This window comes from Candidatus Cloacimonadota bacterium (assembly GCA_011372345.1).
Classification (GTDB): Bacteria; Cloacimonadota; Cloacimonadia; order Cloacimonadales; family TCS61; genus DRTC01.
In genome coordinates, this window is record DRTC01000147.1 from 1 (window position 1) to 3,389 (window position 3,389).

Sequence of the window (3,389 nt, forward strand, 5' to 3'; positions counted from 1 at the left end):
TCAAGAGGAGATTTTAAGGTGATTCCCCTCTTGAGAGGGGTGCAACTTCAGTTGCGGGGTGTGTAAAAAGAGGTTATAAATGTTAAAAATCAAAAAAGCACTGTTAAGCGTTTCCGATAAAACCGGAATCATAGAATTGGCAAAAGTTCTAAAAGAATTTGAAACAGAAATCATCTCAACAGGCGGCACAAAAAAAGTTCTGGAAGAAGCAGGAATCGAAGTTACTGATATTCAAGAAGTAACAGGAAATCCGGAAGCATTCGGTGGCAGGATGAAGACTATTTCTTTCAATATCGAGTCTGCTCTTTTATTTGATAGAGAAAATGATAGCGAAGAAGCGAAACAATTAAACATCGAACCAATCGATTTAGTTATTTGTAACTTGTATCCTTTTGCCAAAGTAAAAGAACAAAATGCAAATCTGGAAACCTTGATTGAAAACATCGATATCGGTGGACCAACAATGGTGCGAGCAGCAGCCAAAAATTTTAAATATATTGCAACTATCGTAGATGTGAATGATTATGCAAAAATAATCGATGAACTCAAAGCGCAGAATGGAAGCCTTTCGTATGATACAAGATTCACATTGATGCGAAAAGCATTCAATCACACTGCAGATTACGATGCTTTGATAGCAACAACTATGGATAGACAAGCAGGAGAACGATCATTGCGATTGGCTTTTATAGAAGGGAAAAAACTTCGTTACGGAGAGAATTCTCATCAGAAAGGATTTTTCTATAAAGAAGTTGGAGCGGAAAATTCGCTGGCAGATATGAAGATTCTGCACGGTAAAGAACTTTCCTATAACAATCTTTCCGATATTCAAAGTGCGGTCGATTCCGTTAAAGATTTGCAGAAATTCGGCTGTGCGATTATCAAACACAATAATCCCTGCGGATTAGCAGAAGGAGAAAATCAGAGACAGGTTTTTGAAGATGCCTGGAATGGTGACCCGATCTCTGCGTTCGGTTCGATCATTGCTTTTAATAAACCGCTTGATTTGAAGACGGTCGAATTCCTGAACCTGAACAATGAAAATAAACGATTACGGAAATTCGTGGAAGTTGTGATTGCTCCCCAATATTCGGACGATGCTCTGCAATATCTCCAATTCCATAAAAATCTGCGAGTGATTGAATTCAATCCGCAGCATTCCAAACAAAAATTTGAGATCAAATATCTTTCCGGTTCGCTCTTGTTGCAAGATTGTGATGATAAACTTTACGATAAACTGGAAAATGTTACGGAAAAGCAGATCGATACAATTTCCAAAAAAGGACTGATCGAATTTGGTATCAAAGCAATGCGGCAGGTAAAATCCAATTCCATCATTATCGTTCGGAAAGTGGAAAATGGAAACTTCCAACTTCTTGGCATGGGAGCAGGTCAGCCAAACAGACTTGTATCCACAAAACTTGCTATTGAAAAAGCGAGAGAGAATTTACGAAACGAATTTAATAGCAGGTCAGCAGGTCAGCAGGTCAGCGAGTCGGCAAGTCAGGAAGGATTTGAAGAATATTTCGAACAGGAATTGGGAAAAGCGATTCTCGTTTCGGATGCATTTTTCCCATTTGCAGATAATGTAGAATTAGCAGCGAAAGCAGGAATCAGAAAAATCATCCAGCCCGGAGGATCGATTCGAGATAAAGCAGTGATCAGGAAATGTAATGATCTTGGTGTAGCAATGGTTTTCACCGGCATCAGACATTTTAAACATTGATATCACCGCGAAGGCGCAAAGATCGCAAAGAAAAAAAAAGGAGAAATATTAACTGCAAAGAAGAATTTGACGAATAATAAAACTTCGCGTCCTTTGCGTCTTTGCGGTAAAAATAAGGAGAAAAAGATGAATTGTTTAGATAAGATCTACACATCGCAAATTAAAAAAATCCATTCAGGAAAGGTTAGGGAAAGTTTCAGGATCGACGACAAAACCAGGATGATCGTTGTATCCGACAGAGTTTCCAGTTTCGATAGTGTCTTGAATAATTTGATTCCCAATAAAGGAGCAGTCCTGAACGGGATCACGAATTACTGGTTTGAGAAAACTCGTCATATTGTGGATAATCACTTTATCAAAGCGGTCGATCCGAATATCAGTCTGGTGAAAGAAGCGGAACCGATCAAAGTGGAAATGATCGTACGTGGATATTTGACCGGTTCGATGTGGCGAGGTTATAAGAATAAACAGAGAGTTTTTTCCGGAGTGAGAGTTAAAAACCGGTTAACTCAAAACCGGAAGTTTCCAAAACCGATCGTAACTCCGACAACAAAAGAAGAACATGATCGCGAAATTACTCCCAAAGATATTGTTAAGGAAGGTTGGACATCAAAAGAGATTTACGATAAAATGAAGAAAATCTCCCTAAAACTATTCGAGTTGGGAACAAAAGAACTGGAACAAAAAGGAATAATCCTGGTCGATACAAAATACGAATTCGGTTTGCTGGATGGAGAAGTGATCCTGATCGATGAGATTCACACTCCGGATTCTTCACGATTCTGGGATAAAGAAGCGTATAAAAAAAATCGATTCAATGTCGATTCGATGGATAAGGAATACATCCGCCAATGGCTTTTGAATAACATGGTTAATGGAGAAGTTCCGAATGTTCTTCCTGATGGTGTAATTGAAGAAGCATCAAAAAGATATGCAGATATTTTTGAGAAAATCACCGGATCCAAATTCAATGTTTGTGAAATGGATATACGCACTCGCATTTATAACCATCTGGTCAAAGAAGGACTAATAAAAGACGGATTTGTTTCCATCATCATGGGTTCTCCCATGGACATCGAGCATTGTAAGAAGATCAAAGCAGTTCTGGATAAATACGATATTTTTGTCGATATAAGAGTAACTTCTGCCCATAAAAACGGAGAACGAATTCCCAGCATTGCTGAAATTTATAACAATACTTTAGAACCTGGTTGTGTGATTGCAGTTGCCGGAAGATCGAACGGACTTGGTGGTGCTCTCGCGGCAAATCTGGCAATTCCGGTGATCAATTGTCCACCCTTCAAAGACAAGATCGATATGATGGTGAATGTCAATTCTTCGCTGGTGATGCCTTCCAAAACTCCTGCTATGACGGTTATCGATGTGAGTTCTGCTGCATTAGCAGCACTTCGTAGTTTGAATATCAGAAGATTGAAGGACCTTTTTATTAAAGAAATCAAGGATATAAAAGAATCTTTGATAAATGCTGATGAGGAAATACGAAAATAATACACCGCAAAGTCGCGAAGGACACAAGGTTAAGAAAAAAAGAGAATTCAATATGGAAAGAGAAAAACTTGAAGAAATCGGAAAGCAAATTATAGATGCTTCTTTCCAAGTTCACAAAACATTAGGACCCGGATTATTGGAATCTGCTTATGAA

General features: G+C 38.6%; 3 protein-coding genes. All 3 read left to right on the plus strand.

Going from position 1 to position 3,389, the window contains the following annotated elements:
• Nucleotides 1-79 precede the first annotated feature (79 nt).
• Nucleotides 80-1,726, plus strand: coding sequence for a bifunctional phosphoribosylaminoimidazolecarboxamide formyltransferase/IMP cyclohydrolase (purH, locus tag ENL20_02820; protein HHE37488.1), 1,647 nt, complete (start codon nt 80-82; stop codon nt 1,724-1,726).
• A gap of 126 nt (nt 1,727-1,852) precedes the next feature.
• Nucleotides 1,853-3,235 carry a phosphoribosylaminoimidazolesuccinocarboxamide synthase gene (locus ENL20_02825; GenBank protein ID HHE37489.1) on the plus strand — a complete coding sequence of 461 codons (1,383 nt, stop codon included), beginning with the start codon at nt 1,853-1,855 and terminating at the stop codon, nt 3,233-3,235.
• Between the two features lie 52 nt (nt 3,236-3,287).
• The coding region (locus ENL20_02830; protein ID HHE37490.1) for a GxxExxY protein at nt 3,288-3,389 on the plus strand (102 nt) is incomplete at its 3' end.